Here is a 14,908-nt window from a genome sequence, read left to right on the forward strand (position 1 = left end):
ACCCCCTCTTTGCCTGACTGTCATCCTGCTTCGGTCCGGAAGAAGTCGTCCGCAGGGATGACGGGGGCCGCTGACAGGCCTCAGGCGTTCGGGCCGGCCGGGGCCTGTGCCTGCCAGGCGGTGAACAGCGGGGTGTCCTCGGTCCCGGCCAGCACGACGACGCCGAAGGGGCGGTCGAAGGCGATGTGGCGCACCCGCTGGGGCCCGGGAGCGGCGCCCGGCCGCATCGCGACCACCGTCACGGCCGTGGCCTCCACCCCGTCCTCGGCGACTTTCAGCACGGCTTCCTGGACCACGTCGGAGATGGCGAGGCGTTCGGGCGAGAGGCCCGAGAAGTCCGCGGCGTCCGTCAGGGCCAGCCGGATACCGAGGGAGGCGAGTTGCCCGGTGACGGGCACCCGCGTCCGCAGGGCGAGCCGGGGCAGCCCGATGGTCACCCGGTCGGTGTCCAGCGGGACGCCCTCGGCCCGGGGTGCCCAGCCCACGCGCAGCACCCGCCCGGCCCCGGCCCCCGGCTCCCCCAGGACGAGGCGGACCCGCGCCCCGGGGCCACCGCCCGGTTCCGTCGCACAGCGCAGCTCTACGACGTGCGCCCCGCCGACCGTCCACGCGTCGGCCCGCGGCACGTCCTTGATCATGGTCGGCACCGGGCCGATCTTCCCGGCCGCGTCGGTGAACAGCAGGTTCCGGGTCCGCCGGGCCTCGAACGGCTTCTCCCAGCGGGCCTTCAGCGCCAGGACGTTGACCAGGGCGAGCAGGGTCGCGTCGGTGATCTCCAGCGGCAGCCGTTCGATCAGCCCTCCGGTGGCCTCGCGGACCCAGGCGTCGACGGCCGCCGGGTCCATCGCGTCGAGGCGGACGTCCGGCAGCACCTCCCGGTACGCGGGAAGGACGGGCGCCCGGCTCCAGACCCGGGTGGCCACGCCCAGCGCCCCGGTCCGGGCCAGCTCGCGGGCGACCGCCGTGACGGCCGGCGCGGCCTCCCGGTCCGCCGTGCCGAGGAGGGCCCGCAGTTCGTCCGCGGTCGTGCCGCGCGCACCGGCGGCCACGGCGGCCAGGGCGAGCCAGAGCCCGGCGGGAGAGCACACGAAGCTGGTGCCCGTCCCTGTTCCCGTACCGCCCCGGCCGTCTCCTGCCGCCATGCCGTCCCGTATCCATCGCTCGGCGAGACGCTGGACGGCTCCGGTCGTGGCCGTGGTCGTGGTCGTGACCCTGGTCGCGGTCGCGGTCGCGGTCGCGGTTTCGGTTTCGGCTTCGGTCGCGGTTTCGGTTTCGGTCTCGGACACACCGGTCACTGCTGCCCCCTACAGGTAAATCGCGTCGTCGCTCAGCCGTGCGGCAGCAAGAATGCCCCACATGACCTGGACCGTGACCGTCGAACGATTCGACTCCCCCGACGCGAGCGCCCTGCGCCGTGACTACTACGACGAGGTCGCGAGCCGCTACTGGCAGCGGCCCGCGACCGCCGCGGAGATCGACGACGGGCTCGACGGCGACGGAGCCGAGCTGCTCGCACCGCCGACCGGGCAGTTCGTCGTCGGCCGGTACGGGAGCAGGGCGGCGAGCTGCGCCGGGCTGGTGCTGACGGAATCCGCCGGTCCGGGCACGGCGGAGCTGACGCGGGTATACGTGCGCCCGGCGTTCCGGGGCACGGGCGGTGGCGGGCTGCTGCTGGCCTCGGTGGAGGAGGCGGCGAGGGCGTACGGCGTACGGCTGCTGCGGCTGGACACCCGCAACGACCTGGTCGAGGCACGCGGGCTGTACACGAAGCACGGATACCGGGAAGTGCCGGCGTTCCACCGCCGCAATCAGTACGCGGAGCACTGGTTCGCCAAGGAGCTGTGACGCCGGCGTCCGGCCTGTCGAGCGGCGCCCCGGCCCGGGTTCCGGTGCTCGGGTGGGCGGGGGACACGGCCGTGATCGCTACAGGTCGCCGGATCGCCGGTCGTGGCCCTCGCGCTCGTCGAAGCGCCGTTCGTGGCCCTCGCGCTCGTCCTGGCGCAGGTGGGCCTCGTGGTCACGGGGCGGCTGCGGCGCGTGGGGGCGCTCCCTGGTCGAGCCGCTGACCTCGGCGGTCAGTTCGCTGACGATTTTGACCAGGTCGGTGGGGCGCTCGGGGCCCCACCAGTCGCCGAGGAGTTCGGCGAGGGAGTCCTCGCGGGCCTGCGAGAGCCGGACGACCGCCTCGGCCCCGGTGTCGGTGAGGATCATTTGCAGGCCCTCCCGCCGGGCCAGTCCGCGTTCCTCGACCTGCCGGGCCGCATCGGTGATCACGTGCAGCGGTACGGGTGCCGTCTCGGCGAGCCGGGCGGGTTCGACGGTGCCGTGCCGCTTGATCCGCAGGAGCAGCCAGCTGGCGGCGGGCAGCAGGTCGTACCCCGCCCGCGCGGTGATCCTCTCGTAGATCTCACGGCGGCCCTCCCGGGTCGCGAGCACCGACAGGGCGCGGGCGCACTCGTCGTACGAGGAGCGCTCGACGGGGTTGGAGGCGAGCGTCTGACTGGTGTCGGGGGCGGTCACCGAGCCCCGGAGCCTGTCCTCACGGAGGAACCAGGCGAGGACGAAGGCCAGGAGGACCACCGGGACCGCGTACAGGAAGACGTCGGTGATGGAGGTCGAGTACGCGCCGAGGACGGACGGCCGCAGATCGGCCGGGAGCTGCCCGATGGCCCGGGGATCGGCGGCCAGCCGCCCCGCGTCGACACCCGGCGGCAGCGGCTGCCCGGTGAGCGCGTCCGTGAGCTGCCCGGTCAGCCGGTTGGCGAAGATGGTCCCGAAGATGGCCACGCCGAACGCGGAGCCGATGGACCGGAAGAACGTCACGCCGGAGGTGGCGACACCGAGGTCCTGGTAGGAGACGGAGTTCTGGGCGACCAGGACGAGGACCTGCATCACCAGGCCGAGACCGGCGCCGAAGACGAAGAAGAAGGCGCTCATCAGCCAGGTGGAGCTGTTCTCGTCGAGCTGGTGGAGCAGCAGCAGCCCGACGGCGGTGATGGCGGTGCCCAGAACCGGGAAGACCTTCCAGCGGCCGGTGCGGCTGACGATCTGGCCGGAGCCGGTCGAGGTGATCAGCAGGCCGAACACCATCGGCAGCATGTGCACACCGGACATCGTCGGGGTGATGTCGTGGACCACCTGGAGGAAGGTCGGCAGGTAGGTCATGGCACCGAACATGGCGAAGCCGATGACGAAGCTGATCACGGCGACGAGGGCGAAGGTCCTGATCCGGAAGAGTTTCAGCGGCAGTACGGGTTCGGCCGCGCGCCGCTCGACGGCGATGAAGGCCACCAGCAGCACGACGGCGAGCACCGCGAGCCCGATGATCCGCGGGGAGCTCCAGGCCCAGGTCGTACCGCCGAGGGAGGCGACGAGCACCAGGGCGGTGGCGACGGCCGCGATGAGGAAGGTGCCGAGGTAGTCGATGGTGTGCTTCTCGCGGCGGACCGGGATGTGCAGGACGGCCGCGATGACGACCAGCGCGACGACGCCGATCGGCAGGTTGATGTAGAAGACCCAGCGCCAGCTGAGGTGTTCGGTGAAGAAGCCGCCGAGGAGTGGCCCGAGGACACTCGTCACGCCGAAGACCGCGCCGAAGAGCCCTTGGTACTTGCCGCGTTCGCGCGGTGTGACGAGGTCGCCGACGATGGCCATCGACAGCACCATGAGCCCGCCGCCGCCGAGTCCCTGGAGGGCCCGGAAGCCGATCAGCTGGGGCATGTTCTGGGCGACCCCGCAGAGGGCGGAGCCGATCAGGAAGATCACGATCGCGGTCTGGAAGAGCTTCTTGCGGCCGTACTGGTCGCCGAGCTTGCCCCACAGCGGGGTCGCCGCGGTGGCCGCCAGCAGGTAGGCGGTCACCACCCAGGACAGGTGGTCGAGGCCGCCGAGCTCACTGACGATCGTGGGGAGCGCCGTGGAGACGATGGTCTGATCGAGTGCCGCGAGCAGCATGCCGAGGAGCAGCGCACCGATCGCCACCAGAACGCTCCGGTGGGACTGTCCCTCACCGGGCGCCAGGGGTGACGGGCTCAGCTGCTGGGCCATGGGCGTCTCCTCGATCCGCTGCGTCCACTGATCCGCTGATCCGCTACACCCCCATCCTGGACGTTTCGCCCCGTTATGGCCTGTCGGGGGCGGGCCGGGCCCCAGCGGGCCGTTGGGCTTCCCCGGAGCGGGCTGCATAATCGCAGGCAGCTCAAGGGGAGGGGACCCACCATGACCGGACACGCATGCCCGGAGTGCGGGAGACAGACGGCCGGGCAGCCCGGCACGGAGCACCGGGTGCCGTGCCGGTGCGGCGTCGGCGCGCCGTCGCGGCGGCTCACGGAGGACGAACAGCGCGCCGCCCGTACGGCGGAGATCGCCGCGGCCGAGGACTTCGACCCGCTGCGCATCCGGCCGTACGTGACGCTGACGGACCTCGCCGGGGCGGGCGGAGGCGAGGCCGGGGGGCCTCGTTCCGGGCCCGGTACGCGGGAGGGCGCGGCCACCGGTACGCGGGAGGGCATGGCCACCGGTAAGTGGGACGGCGCGCGGCACTCCGGGATGCGGGACGACGCGGCTTCCCGTACGTGGGAGGGCGCGGCCGCCGAGTCCGGCCCGTCGGCGCCCGACGCCGAGGGGAACGCGAGGGCCGCGATCGATCCGGGGGCGGCGGCGAGCACCATGCCGCTGTTCCTGGGCGGCGACGGCCCGGACGGCGGCATGGGCGTGGGCGTGGGCACGGGCTCCGTGCCGGACGGCAGTGGCACCGCACCGGACGGCAGCCGGAGGCGGATCGCGGGCGCACCCCCCGTCTTCGCAACCGACCCCGTACGACCGCGCCGCAAACGCCCCCTCGGGGTGCTCGCCGTGGGGGCGGCCGTGGCCGCGGTGGTCGGCACGGCGGCCTTCGCCGGCGGGCTGTTCGGCGGCGACGACAGCAGGGACGAGGCACTGCCTGAGGCCACCACGAGCGTCCCGGACACCGAGGACGAGCCGGCCGCTTCGGTGGCCCCGTCCCCCTCCGCGTCGGCCACGTCGTCCCGTACCCGGTCCCCCTCGGCCACCCCGTCCGCGACACCGTCCGCGTCCGCCTCGCCGACGAGGAGCCGGGAGCCCGAGCCGACCGCCACCGCGTCCCCGTCCGCGTCGCCGACGGCGAGCGCGTCGACCAGCCCGGGCGGCGGCGCTCCGACGGCCGCACCGCCCGCAGCCGATCCGCCCCCAGGGCTGGCCGGCTCCTCGCTGCGCCCGGGCGACCGGGGCCCGGAGGTCGCCGAGCTGCAGGTCCGGCTCGCGGAGGTGTGGCTCTACTCGGGGCAGCCTGACGGGAACTACGACGACCAGGTGAGGAACGCCGTGGCGGTCTACCAGTCGTACAAGGCGATCCAGGGCGATCCGGCGGGCGTGTACGGGCCGAACACCCGGCGCGCGCTGGAGACGGAGACCAACGGCGGCGGGCGTCACCGAGCCCGCTGAGGGCGCTGAGCGCAGCGGGACCGCCACCGCACCGGGGGATTGGCGTTCCGGCCCCGGTTTTTGTATCGTGATGGAACAAAGTAGCTCCCGCCCGCACTCCCTGACCGGCGGGCGGGGGTTGCTCTGGTCACCGCACGTGGTACCGCACACCGTGTACCGCCTCCCTTCCCAGCCCGCGTACGTCACGCCCCGCGGCACGCGCACCCGGGCTGTTCGCACACCTCCCCGCGTTCTGGAGCAGCCGATGCCTCCCACCGTCCTCACCGCACGAGCCCTCCTGCTGGACATGGACGGCACCCTCGTGAACTCCGACGCGGTGGTGGAGCGCTGCTGGCGGCGCTGGGCGATCGAGCACGGGCTGGACCCCGAGGCCGCGCTGAAGGTGGTCCACGGCCGTCAGGGGTACGCCACGATGGCCGTCCTGCTCCCGGACCGCCCGGTGGAGGAGAACTACGCGGACAACCGCGTGATGCTGGCCGAGGAGACCGCCGACGTCGAGGGCGTCGTGCCGATCGGCGGGGCGGCCGCGTTCATGGCCGCGATCGCCGGACTGCCGCACGCACTGGTGACCTCCGCCGACACCCCGCTCGCGACGGCCCGGATGGGTGCCGCCGCGCTGCCGATGCCCGCCGTCCGCGTCACCGCCGAGCAGGTCGGGGCCAGCAAGCCGGACCCCGAGGGCTTCCTCAAGGGCGCGGCGGAGCTGGGCTTCGACGCGGCGGACTGCATCGTGTTCGAGGACTCCGAGGCGGGCATCGCGGCCGGCCGGGCGGCGGGTATGCGCGTCGTGGGCGTGGGCCCGCGCGCCGCGGCCCTCGCGCCGGATGCCCATGTCGAGGACCTGACGCAGGTGCGCGTGGAGGCGGCCGAGGACGGCTCGATCCGCCTGCACATCGACGAGGCCTGAGCCACACCCCCGGCCCGCCCCCTCGCTCCGGAGCGGGGCTCACTCCCGGTGCAACAGCCCACGCGCGACCAGCTCCAGGACCGCCGCGACGGCAACCACCTGGACCGCCATCAGCGCCACCAGGACGAACAGCTGCACGGCGCCCGCCTCCACGGGTGAGGCGCCGCCCAGCAGCATGCCCACGAACGCCCCCGGCAAGGTGACGAGCCCGACCGTCCGGGTCTGGTCGAGCCCGGGCAGCAACGCGTCCGACGCCGCGGGCCGCACGATCTCCAGCCTGGCGTCCCGGTCGAGCAGCCCGAGGGCCATGCCCGCCTCCACCTCCCCGCGCCGGACGGCGAGTTCGTCCAGCGCGCGCCGCCCGCCGAGCACCGTCGCGGTGAGCGCCCCGCCGATGAGGATGCCCGCCACCGGGATGAGCGCCAGACCCCGGACCGGCACGAGCCCCGTCAGCAGCAGCGCCCCCACCACGGGCAGCACGCCCGCCCCGATCGGCACGGCCGCCCACCGCCAGGTGCGGTTGCCGGTGATCCGGCGACCCGCGGTCCACACGGCCACGGCGAACATCAGCGCCACGAACCCGAGAAGCGGTGCCAGGGAGCGGACCACCCAGCCGATGAGCAGGGACACGGCGGCGAGTTGGACGGCCGCCCGCACCCCGGCGACGAGGATCTCGCGCGACCGGCCCAGCGAGGCCCACGCGGCGACGGCGGCGGCGAGGGCCAGCAGGACGGCGAGCACGACGCCGAGGGTGGGGGAGACCGGAAGCAGCACGCGGCAACGATAGGGCCGCTTCCGGGGCCGCCCCGGGGGGGGCGCGCCCGGGAACGCGAGCGCCCCCGAGCCCTCGGCGGATACCCAACACCCCCCGGACAAACCGTCCGTGACGGCTCCGCGCGCTCCCGCGATCCGTCACTCCCCTTGCACACCCCTTGATGTGACGTGCACATGTCGCCACTCTGTTACCTGACGCCCACCCCACGGAAACCTGGCGTCGCCACGATGGCCGGGCCCCTCACGCCCGCCCAAGCACCCCCCACAACAAGGGAGTTCGCATGTCCGGTGTCTACGCGCGTCGCCTTTCCGTCGTCGCCGCAACCGCCGCGCTCGCCGCCACGTCCGCCCTGTTCACCGCCCCGAGCGCGCAGGCCGCCATGCCCACCCCGGTCAGCGCGGCGACCGCACGCACCTACCTCGGCCAGCTCACCGTCGGCGCGGAGGGCTCGTCCAGCGGCTACAGCCGCGACAAGTTCCCGCACTGGATCACCCAGTCGGGAGCCTGCAACACCCGCGAGGTCGTGCTCAAGCGTGACGGCACGAACGTCCAGCAGGACTCCTCCTGCGCCGCGGTCAGCGGTAGTTGGTACTCGCCCTACGACGGCGCCACCTGGAGCGCCGCGTCCGACGTGGACATCGACCACATGATCCCGCTCGCCGAGGCCTGGCGCTCCGGCGCGAGCGGCTGGACCACCGCGCAGCGCCAGTCGTTCGCCAACGACCTGACGCGCCCCCAGCTCATCGCGGTCACCGACAACGTTAACCAGTCCAAGGGCGACAAGGACCCGGCCGAGTGGATGCCGCCGCGCTCCTCGTACAAGTGCACCTACGTCCGCGCCTGGGTCCACGTCAAGAAGCAGTACAACCTGACCGTGGACTCCGCCGAGAAGAGCGCCCTGCAGTCCGCCCTGAACGGCTGCTGACCACCGCGCACGGCCGCTGACCACCGCACACGGCCGCTGACTCCCCGACCCGCCGCACGGGCCCGACCGCCGGAACCCGTGCACCCTCCTCCCGCTTTCTGTACGTTACGGACCCCATCCGTGACGGCGTCGCGAGGAGACATCACATGGCCGGGCTGCGCCTGGGACCACTGCTGCGGTACGTCGACTGGGAGTCGGGGGCCACCGCGACCGTCTGGGTCGAGGCGAGCCGTCCGTGCACCGTGGCAGTCCGGTGCGCGGACGGCGCCTCGGGGGCGTCGCCCACCTTCTCGGTGGCCGGGCACCACTACGCCCTGGTCGTCGTGGAGGGGCTGACCCCCGGTTCCACCACGGCCTACGAGGTGCTGATCGGGTCCCGGCGCGTCTGGCCGCCCGACGACACCCGCCTCCCGCCGAGCACCATCACCACGCCGCCCGCGGCGGCGGGGCCGACAGGCGCGGCGGGGAACGCCGGATCGGAGCCGGGCGGCGCCGGGACGGAGCCGCCCGGAATGCGGATCTCGTTCGGCTCGTGCCGGTGGGCGGCAGCTCCCGGCGGTGGGCACGACCCCGCGGGCCCCGACGCCCTGGTGACCCTGGCCGCTCACCTCGCCGCGGATCCGGCGGCCGCACGGCCCGACGTCCTGCTGCTCCTCGGCGACCAGGTGTACGCGGACGAGACCTCCGGGGCGACCCGGCGCAGACTCGCCGCCCGCCGGGACCTGGGCGAGCCGCCGGGCGCGGAGATCGCGGACTACGAGGAGTACACCTACCTCTACGACGAATCGTGGCGCGATCCGGAGGTCCGCTGGCTGCTCTCCACGGTCCCCAGCTGCATGATCTTCGACGATCACGACGTCATCGACGACTGGAACACCAGCGCCGCCTGGCAGCGGGACATGCGCGCCACACCCTGGTGGCACGAACGGATCGTCAGCGGGCTGATGTCGTACTGGGTCCACCAGCACCTGGGCAATCTCTCCCCCGTCGAACTAGCCGCCGACCCCGTGTACGCGGCGATCAGAGCATCGCCCGACGGCACCGAGACGCTGCGCCGCTTCGCCGCCGAGACCGACGCGGACCCCGCCCGCACCCGGTGGAGCTACCGGCGTGTTTTCGGCCGAGTACGGCTGGTGATGGTCGACACCCGCGCGGCCCGCGTCCTGGCCGAGAAGGAGCGGGCGATGCTCGACGCCGCGGAGGCCGACTGGCTGCGGAACGCGGTCCTGGACGACCCCTCTTCCTACGATCATCTCCTCGTCGGCAGCTCCCTGCCGTGGCTGCTGCCCCCGCTCGTCCATGACGCGGAGCGCTGGAACGCAGCCCTGTGCGCGGGCGTACGCGGGCCACGCTGGGCACGCTTCGGGGAGAAGCTGCGCCGCGCTTCCGACCTGGAGCATTGGGCCGCCTTCCCGGAATCGTTCGACCGGTTCACGGAGCTGTTGCGAGAAGCGGGGAGTGGCCCGGACGCCCCGGCGACGGTATGTGTCCTCTCGGGTGATGTGCACCATGCCTACCTCGCCGAGCCGCGGTGGCCGAAGTCCGATCCCGGGCCCGGTTCCCACCCCCGGACCGATTCCGGTCCCGGCTCCGGGAGCGCCCCGATCGCCCGTGTCCTTCAGCTGACCTGCTCACCCGTGCACAACTCGATCCCCCGGTCGATCCGAGCGGGTTTCCGTTTCGGCTGGAGCCGGGCGGGCCGGCGGATCGGCCGACTCCTGTCCCGCCACGGCCGTACGGGTGCGTCGCCGGTCAGCTGGAACAAGGCGGGCGGCCCCTGGTTCGGCAACCAACTCATGACGCTCACATTGCATGGCCGGAAGTCTGCGCTGACATTGGTCCAGGCCAAGGCGAGCAAGCAGGGAGACCAGCTCGAAGCGGTTCTTGAGCGTTCACTCACCCCTGAAGAGGGAGCGATTTTCAGCCACTCGACAGAATGTTGAAGTTGCAAGTATTGATGAGGTCTCCCTAACCTTTGGCGCTCAATCGGTTTACGTCCCCACCACGACCGAAGGAGCCCACCCCCCATGTTCATCCGCTTGCACCAGGCCCAGCCCTACGTCCTCAGCCTCTTCCGCTTCGTCGTCGGCCTGCTCTTCGCCTTCCACGGCGCCGCCACGCTCTTCGGAGTACTCGGCGGCAACCAGGCGGAGACCGGCGCCTGGCCCGGCTGGTACGCCGCGCTGATCCAACTGGTCTGCGGGTCCCTGGTCGCCCTGGGCCTGGGCACCCGCGCTGCGGCCTTCGTCGCCTCGGGGTCGATGGCCTACGCGTACTTCAAGGTGCACCAGCCCGAGGCGTTCCTGCCGCTCCAGAACGGGGGCGAGGGCGCGGCGATGTTCTGCTGGGCGTTCCTGCTCCTGGTCTTCACCGGACCGGGCAGCGTCGCTCTGGACCGCTTCTTCGGTTCGCGGAACACGGCGGTCGTCGCCGAGGACACGCCCAGGCGCGACAGGACCTCGGCCGCCTCGGTCTGACCTGGCGTCTCGCGCGCCCCCTCCTTCTCCCCCGGCCCTGTCGCTCGGGCCGACCCTGTTGCCTCGGCGTTGCCCCGCAGCCTCCTCACACGGAGCGGCCGGGACGTACGGCGGTGCCGGCCGCTCCGGTGACGCGGAGGGAGCGGGACACCGCCGTACGCCGTCGTCCGCCCGAGGGGGCGGAGCCCCGTCACTCCCGCCCGTGGGGCCCGAACGGCACCGTGAAGCAGGCCGCCCGCTCCCCCGCACCGCCCTGCCGGTCATGGATGATCACCGACCGTGCCCCGTCCGCGCGGAAACCCCAGGCGTGCAGGGCCTCCGCGCGCCCGTCACCCTCCTCGTCCGTCCGGAAGTCCAGCCACACCTCGTTGACCGGGTCCGCGGTCGCCGCCGGGCGGTGCTGGTAGTGGGGCCCGGCAGCGGCGGGGTCGACGCCGCAGGGGGAGGTGTGTACGTGCATTCCGTACGGACGGCCGGGCACGAGCCCCCGCAGCCGGGCACCGACCCGGGTGCCGGACGGACCCGCGAACTGGGTGACCTCGATCCGCGCGCCCGCCGGCACCAGCCCGGTGTCGTACGTCAGTGCGTCGGACGGGAGGAAGGAACCGGGCGGGGAGAAGACCCCTGCGGCCCGCATCCACGAACCGCCGCCCACAGGGACGCCGACGTCATCCGTGCGGCTCGGTTCTCCACCGCCGCCCGGCTCCCGCGCCGAGACCTCGGCCGGGGAAGCCCCGTGGCCGCCGGAGGCGTCCGCCGCGCCGCCGCCCGTTCCGTGGGCGACGCCGACGCCGCAGGCCAGCGCCAACAGGGCTGCCGTGCCCGCCAGCACGCCCGCGCCCCGCGAGACCCCCCGGCCCCGCGACATCGCCCCGCTCTCACGTCCCGCCGTCCCCCGCCTCCTCGAAACCGGGTGCGCCGGACCCCGTCCCGTCCGTACCATCCATGCCGTCATGCGCTGCTCCTCGCTCGTGCCGGTCGTTCTCCCCGCCTAACGGGCACAAGGCCTCCAGGTGTACGTGACCTGCACAACATCACCCGCTACGGGCGGCGTCCGGATGACCCTCACGCGTACGCTGTACAGCTGAACCTGCCGCCCATGCCGCTCCCCTGCGACGTCGCGGCGTTGACACGAACGGGGAGTAGTAGACGGTGCTCGAGAGTGTGGCCGCGCTGACCAGCAGCCCATGGATCTACGCGGTGGTCGCCCTCTCCGTCCTCCTGGACGTCTTTCTGCCCCTGCTACCCAGTGGCGTTCTCGTCATCACGGCCGCCACGGCGGCGGCAGCGGGCTCCACCACCGTCAGCGGCGCCGGTGAGGGCGCCGACGGGCAGGTTCCCTCGCTCGTCGTACTGATCCTCTGCGCGGCCACCGCCTCGGTGCTCGGCGACCTCGTCGCGTACCGGCTCGCCTGGCGCGGAGGCGACCGGCTGGACCGCGCCATCGCCCGCTCCCGGCGGCTCACCTCCGCGCAGGAACGTCTCGGCGCGGCCCTGAGCCGGGGCGGCGGCGCGCTGGTGGTCATCGCCCGGTTCGCACCCGCGGGCCGCTCCGTGGTCTCCCTCGGCGCGGGCGCGGCCCACCGCAGGAAGCGGGACTTCCTTCCCTGGTCCGCGCTGGCGGGCCTGGCGTGGGCGGGTTACAGCGTGGGCCTCGGCTACTTCGGCGGCCAGTGGCTGGGCTCGACGTGGTTCGGCACGGCCGTCTCCGTACTGGCCCTGTTCGTGGCTGGCGCGCTGGCCGCGTTCCTGGTGGAGCGCCCGGCGACGCGGACGGCGGCCGAAGCCAAGGCCGAGATAGCGGCCACGACCACGGCCACGGCTGCGGCTGCGGCTGCGGCTGCCGAGACAGTGTCGACGGCCACGGAGACACCGGCTTCCGGAGCCGGGTCCGCCCCGGGGCCCACATCCGCATCGGGGTCCGAGGCCGTGACGCCGAGGACGTCCCCGCTCGTGTCCGTGCCGTCTCCCGCCCCCGCCCCCGGCGCCCCTGCCCCGGGCGGACCGGCAGCCCTCGGCGGGCCGGGCCCCGTCTCGGCGCCCGCACCGGCCGCCCCCTGACCGGAGGGACTCACCGGCGAGCGGCGCGCCTCAGCCCCGGGCCGCGCCCCGTATCTCCAGGCCGTCGAGCAGCTTCGTCGTGGCTGCGGTGATCTCGTCGACGGCCCGGTCGAAGACCTCCCGGTTGTGCGCGGCGGGCGCGCGGAATCCGGAGACCTTGCGTACGTACTGAAGGGCGGCGGCCCGCATGTCCTCCTCGGTGGCCTCTTCGGGGAGGGCGGGCGGGCGGAGCGTCTTGATGCTGCGGCACATGACTCCAGTGTGTACCGCCCCACTGACAACGCACACCCGCGGCAGCCACCAGGACGGTTCGCCTGCCCGACCGCTCCTCGTTCAGCTGCTCCGCACCAGGTCGCTCGGGTTCGACCGGTCGGTGCACAGGGCCCAGATGATGAAGACGTCGATCGCGATGGTGACGATGGCCCAGACCGGGGTGTACGGCAGCCACATGAAGTTGGCGATGAGGTTCAGGGAGGCGAGAACGACACCCGCGCCGCGGGCCCAGGACGCGCCCTTGAGGATGCCCCAGCCCACGAGGACGAGGATCGCGCCGAGGATCAGGTGGATCCAGCCCCACGAGGTCACGCTGAACTTGAAGACGTAGTCGTTGATGCTCGTATAGACATCGTTCGAGGCGATCCCCGCGATGCCCTTCAGGACGCCGAGGATGCCGTCCACGAAGAGCAGGACGCCGGCGAACACGGTTCCCCCGGCCGCCCACGGACTGCCGGCGTTGCCGCCCGGACGGGGATCGGCGGGGCGCGAGGCGCCGGGTGCGGGGGTGCTGGGCTGCGACATGAGGACTCCTTAGCCGGAACAGGCGCCGGGCGCCCGCTGTCCTGACCTGCCCGGTAGTGCGTGCAGATCAGCTCCGACGCTCCTCCCGGCCCCTGCCCAGGGCCACCCGGACGCGCCCGTTCGGGTGACGCGTCACGGTGCGCCGACCGAGACGATGCGCCCCTGGGCGTCGACGGTGAGCGCCACCCGCTCGACGCGGTTGACCAGGGCGACGCCCGCCCACACGATCCCCCACGCCAGGCACGAGAAGACGGTGAGGAAGGCGTGCAGCACATGGTTCACCGGCTGCCCGCGCACCAGCACCACCTGGCTCTCCGAACGCGCCTCGACGCGCCAGCCGCCCGCGATGCGCCGGCTCACGATCCAGTCCAGGATCAGTGCCCGCTGCGCCGGGTCGGGGGGCTCGCCCCCGGCGACGTAATAGCCGGGCGGCGGTTCGATCGAGGCGCTGTCCCGTACCGTTCGACGACGCTTCACGGGATCACTCCCAGATGTCGAGGCACGGGATCACTCCCAGGTGTCGAGGTCGCCGCCGCGCCACTCGATCAGCCCCGGCCGGTCCAGCTCGACGACCTCGTCGGGCCCCGGGGCGAACCCCGCGGCCCTCAGCAACGCGGCCACCTCGCCCCGCCCGTGCGCCAGGCCCACGATCTGCCCGTGCACGGTGACCCGCCGCCCTCCGGTCGCGGAGGGCGGATAGACGATCACGGGCGGGTGCTCGGCCATGCCTCCACGGTGCCCCGAGCACCGCGTCCGCGCATCCCGGGAGGCGGGCCCCCGGCCCCTTCCGCTGACCTCGGCGGAACCGCCCGAGCGCGGCCGGTCGTCTCCGCATGCGTTCATATGATCATGAACCGCGACGGAGGAACCGCCCATGACGGCAACGGCTGCCCGCTACCTTTACCTCACCCGGCACGGTCAGGCCTCCGCCGACGAGAGCACGCTGACCGACGACGGCCGCCGTCAGGCCGCCCTGCTCGGGGAGCGGCTCCGCGGGGCCCCGATCACGGCGATCCACCACGGCCCGCTGCCGCGCGCCGAGCAGACGGCGCGGCTGGTCGGCGAGCGGCTGGCGGGAGTTCCTCTGCTGCGGTCCGAACCGGCCGGCGACTACATCCCGTACCTGCCGCGACGGGAGGAGCTGCCGGCGGAGTCGGCCGACGCGACGCTCACCCGGCTGGCCGGGTTCCCGGCGGCCGAGCGCGAGCAGGGGCCCGGTCTGGCCCGGCAGGCTCTCGCGCGGTTCACGGGAACGGTCGAGGGCGACGAACCCCGCCACGAACTCCTCGTGACCCACAACTTCCTCGTCGGCTGGCTCGTCCGGGCCGCCCTGGACGCCCCGGAGTGGCGCTGGCTCGGCATCAACCACGCGAACGCCGCGCTGACCGTCATCCGTTACGCCCCAGGCCGCGCCCCGGCCCTCCTCCTGTTCAACGACACCGGCCACCTACCCGTCGAACTCCGCTGGACCGACTTCCCGCCCGAGCTGCACGTCTGAGGGG

The 14,908-nt window shown here is 73.3% G+C and carries 16 protein-coding genes; 8 read left to right on the forward strand and 8 right to left on the reverse strand.

Annotated features, from left to right (window positions below; translation table 11 throughout):
* Positions 1–80: 80 nt before the first annotated feature.
* Complete coding sequence (locus ACH4RG_RS13640) at positions 81–1,286, reverse strand: serpin family protein (RefSeq protein ID WP_398539520.1); 1,206 nt, start codon at positions 1,284–1,286, stop codon at positions 81–83.
* A 70-nt stretch (positions 1,287–1,356) separates the two neighbouring features.
* On the opposite strand from ACH4RG_RS13640, the gene ACH4RG_RS13645 reads away from it, so the two are divergent.
* Positions 1,357–1,845, forward strand: a complete 489-nt coding sequence (locus ACH4RG_RS13645; RefSeq protein WP_397916609.1) for a GNAT family N-acetyltransferase — start codon at positions 1,357–1,359, stop codon at positions 1,843–1,845.
* A gap of 78 nt (positions 1,846–1,923) precedes the next feature.
* Here the strand turns inward: ACH4RG_RS13645 and ACH4RG_RS13650 are convergent, their stop codons facing one another.
* Positions 1,924–4,047, reverse strand: coding sequence for a DHA2 family efflux MFS transporter permease subunit (locus tag ACH4RG_RS13650; RefSeq protein WP_398539521.1), 2,124 nt, complete (start codon positions 4,045–4,047; stop codon positions 1,924–1,926).
* Between the two features lie 171 nt (positions 4,048–4,218).
* Between ACH4RG_RS13650 and ACH4RG_RS13655 the strand changes: the two genes are divergently transcribed.
* Together ACH4RG_RS13655 and ACH4RG_RS13660 are read left to right on the forward strand one after the other, a co-directional pair.
* Positions 4,219–5,463, forward strand: a complete 1,245-nt coding sequence (locus tag ACH4RG_RS13655; protein ID WP_398539522.1) for a peptidoglycan-binding protein — start codon at positions 4,219–4,221, stop codon at positions 5,461–5,463.
* A 244-nt stretch (positions 5,464–5,707) separates the two neighbouring features.
* Entirely contained in the window at positions 5,708–6,370 is a 663-nt protein-coding gene (locus ACH4RG_RS13660) for an HAD-IA family hydrolase (protein ID WP_398539523.1), read from the forward strand.
* A gap of 39 nt (positions 6,371–6,409) precedes the next feature.
* Here ACH4RG_RS13660 and ACH4RG_RS13665 read toward each other — a convergent pair whose 3' ends face one another.
* On the reverse strand, positions 6,410–7,144 hold the full coding sequence (locus ACH4RG_RS13665; protein WP_397916613.1) for an ABC transporter permease: 735 nt from the start codon (positions 7,142–7,144) through the stop codon (positions 6,410–6,412).
* Between the two features lie 281 nt (positions 7,145–7,425).
* On the opposite strand from ACH4RG_RS13665, the gene ACH4RG_RS13670 reads away from it, so the two are divergent.
* The 3 genes from ACH4RG_RS13670 to ACH4RG_RS13680 all read left to right on the forward strand — a co-directional run bounded on the left by ACH4RG_RS13670 (position 7,426) and on the right by ACH4RG_RS13680 (position 10,547).
* Positions 7,426–8,070 carry an HNH endonuclease family protein gene (locus ACH4RG_RS13670; RefSeq protein ID WP_397916614.1) on the forward strand — a complete coding sequence of 215 codons (645 nt, stop codon included), beginning with the start codon at positions 7,426–7,428 and terminating at the stop codon, positions 8,068–8,070.
* Positions 8,071–8,216: 146 nt separating this feature from the next.
* A complete protein-coding gene (locus tag ACH4RG_RS13675; RefSeq protein WP_398539524.1) occupies positions 8,217–10,013 on the forward strand; it encodes an alkaline phosphatase D family protein in 1,797 nt (598 codons plus the stop codon).
* 84 nt (positions 10,014–10,097) lie between these two features.
* On the forward strand, positions 10,098–10,547 hold the full coding sequence (locus ACH4RG_RS13680; protein ID WP_397916616.1) for a DoxX family protein: 450 nt from the start codon (positions 10,098–10,100) through the stop codon (positions 10,545–10,547).
* A 190-nt stretch (positions 10,548–10,737) separates the two neighbouring features.
* Here the strand turns inward: ACH4RG_RS13680 and ACH4RG_RS13685 are convergent, their stop codons facing one another.
* Positions 10,738–11,415, reverse strand: a complete 678-nt coding sequence (locus tag ACH4RG_RS13685) for a superoxide dismutase family protein (protein WP_398539525.1) — start codon at positions 11,413–11,415, stop codon at positions 10,738–10,740.
* 284 nt (positions 11,416–11,699) lie between these two features.
* Between ACH4RG_RS13685 and ACH4RG_RS13690 the strand changes: the two genes are divergently transcribed.
* The gene (locus tag ACH4RG_RS13690; protein WP_398539526.1) at positions 11,700–12,608 is read left to right on the forward strand and encodes a DedA family protein; all 909 of its coding nucleotides are present in this window, start codon (positions 11,700–11,702) and stop codon (positions 12,606–12,608) included.
* Positions 12,609–12,638: 30 nt separating this feature from the next.
* On the opposite strand, the gene ACH4RG_RS13695 is transcribed toward ACH4RG_RS13690, so the two are convergent.
* The 4 genes from ACH4RG_RS13695 to ACH4RG_RS13710 all read right to left on the reverse strand — a co-directional run bounded on the left by ACH4RG_RS13695 (position 12,639) and on the right by ACH4RG_RS13710 (position 14,132).
* Positions 12,639–12,860, reverse strand: a complete 222-nt coding sequence (locus ACH4RG_RS13695; protein ID WP_265601905.1) for a DUF2277 domain-containing protein — start codon at positions 12,858–12,860, stop codon at positions 12,639–12,641.
* An 81-nt stretch (positions 12,861–12,941) separates the two neighbouring features.
* Positions 12,942–13,406, reverse strand: a complete 465-nt coding sequence (locus tag ACH4RG_RS13700) for a hypothetical protein (RefSeq protein WP_398539527.1) — start codon at positions 13,404–13,406, stop codon at positions 12,942–12,944.
* Positions 13,407–13,538: 132 nt separating this feature from the next.
* Entirely contained in the window at positions 13,539–13,883 is a 345-nt protein-coding gene (locus ACH4RG_RS13705; protein WP_398160824.1) for a hypothetical protein, read from the reverse strand.
* A 30-nt stretch (positions 13,884–13,913) separates the two neighbouring features.
* A complete protein-coding gene (locus tag ACH4RG_RS13710) occupies positions 13,914–14,132 on the reverse strand; it encodes a hypothetical protein (RefSeq protein WP_397916621.1) in 219 nt (72 codons plus the stop codon).
* A 148-nt stretch (positions 14,133–14,280) separates the two neighbouring features.
* Here ACH4RG_RS13710 and ACH4RG_RS13715 point away from each other — a divergent pair, with 148 nt between their 5' ends.
* Positions 14,281–14,904, forward strand: coding sequence for a histidine phosphatase family protein (locus ACH4RG_RS13715; protein WP_397916622.1), 624 nt, complete (start codon positions 14,281–14,283; stop codon positions 14,902–14,904).
* The last annotated feature ends 4 nt before the right edge of the window (positions 14,905–14,908 follow it).

This window comes from Streptomyces sp. NPDC021019, assembly GCF_044333295.1.
In the GTDB taxonomy this organism is placed as follows: domain Bacteria; phylum Actinomycetota; class Actinomycetes; order Streptomycetales; family Streptomycetaceae; genus Streptomyces.

Bases quoted from the DNA above. Each gene is read 5' to 3' on its own strand.
- ACH4RG_RS13645 (WP_397916609.1), top strand. From the start codon at position 1,357: ATGACCTGGACCGTGACCGTCGAACGATTCGACTCCCCCGACGCGAGC.
- ACH4RG_RS13650 (WP_398539521.1), bottom strand. From the start codon at position 4,047: ATGGCCCAGCAGCTGAGCCCGTCACCCCTGGCGCCCGGTGAGGGACAG.
- ACH4RG_RS13655 (WP_398539522.1), top strand. From the start codon at position 4,219: ATGACCGGACACGCATGCCCGGAGTGCGGGAGACAGACGGCCGGGCAG.
- ACH4RG_RS13660 (WP_398539523.1), top strand. From the start codon at position 5,708: ATGCCTCCCACCGTCCTCACCGCACGAGCCCTCCTGCTGGACATGGAC.
- ACH4RG_RS13670 (WP_397916614.1), top strand. From the start codon at position 7,426: ATGTCCGGTGTCTACGCGCGTCGCCTTTCCGTCGTCGCCGCAACCGCC.
- ACH4RG_RS13675 (WP_398539524.1), top strand. From the start codon at position 8,217: ATGGCCGGGCTGCGCCTGGGACCACTGCTGCGGTACGTCGACTGGGAG.
- ACH4RG_RS13680 (WP_397916616.1), top strand. From the start codon at position 10,098: ATGTTCATCCGCTTGCACCAGGCCCAGCCCTACGTCCTCAGCCTCTTC.
- ACH4RG_RS13685 (WP_398539525.1), bottom strand. From the start codon at position 11,415: ATGTCGCGGGGCCGGGGGGTCTCGCGGGGCGCGGGCGTGCTGGCGGGC.
- ACH4RG_RS13695 (WP_265601905.1), bottom strand. From the start codon at position 12,860: ATGTGCCGCAGCATCAAGACGCTCCGCCCGCCCGCCCTCCCCGAAGAG.
- ACH4RG_RS13700 (WP_398539527.1), bottom strand. From the start codon at position 13,406: ATGTCGCAGCCCAGCACCCCCGCACCCGGCGCCTCGCGCCCCGCCGAT.
- ACH4RG_RS13710 (WP_397916621.1), bottom strand. From the start codon at position 14,132: ATGGCCGAGCACCCGCCCGTGATCGTCTATCCGCCCTCCGCGACCGGA.
- ACH4RG_RS13715 (WP_397916622.1), top strand. From the start codon at position 14,281: ATGACGGCAACGGCTGCCCGCTACCTTTACCTCACCCGGCACGGTCAG.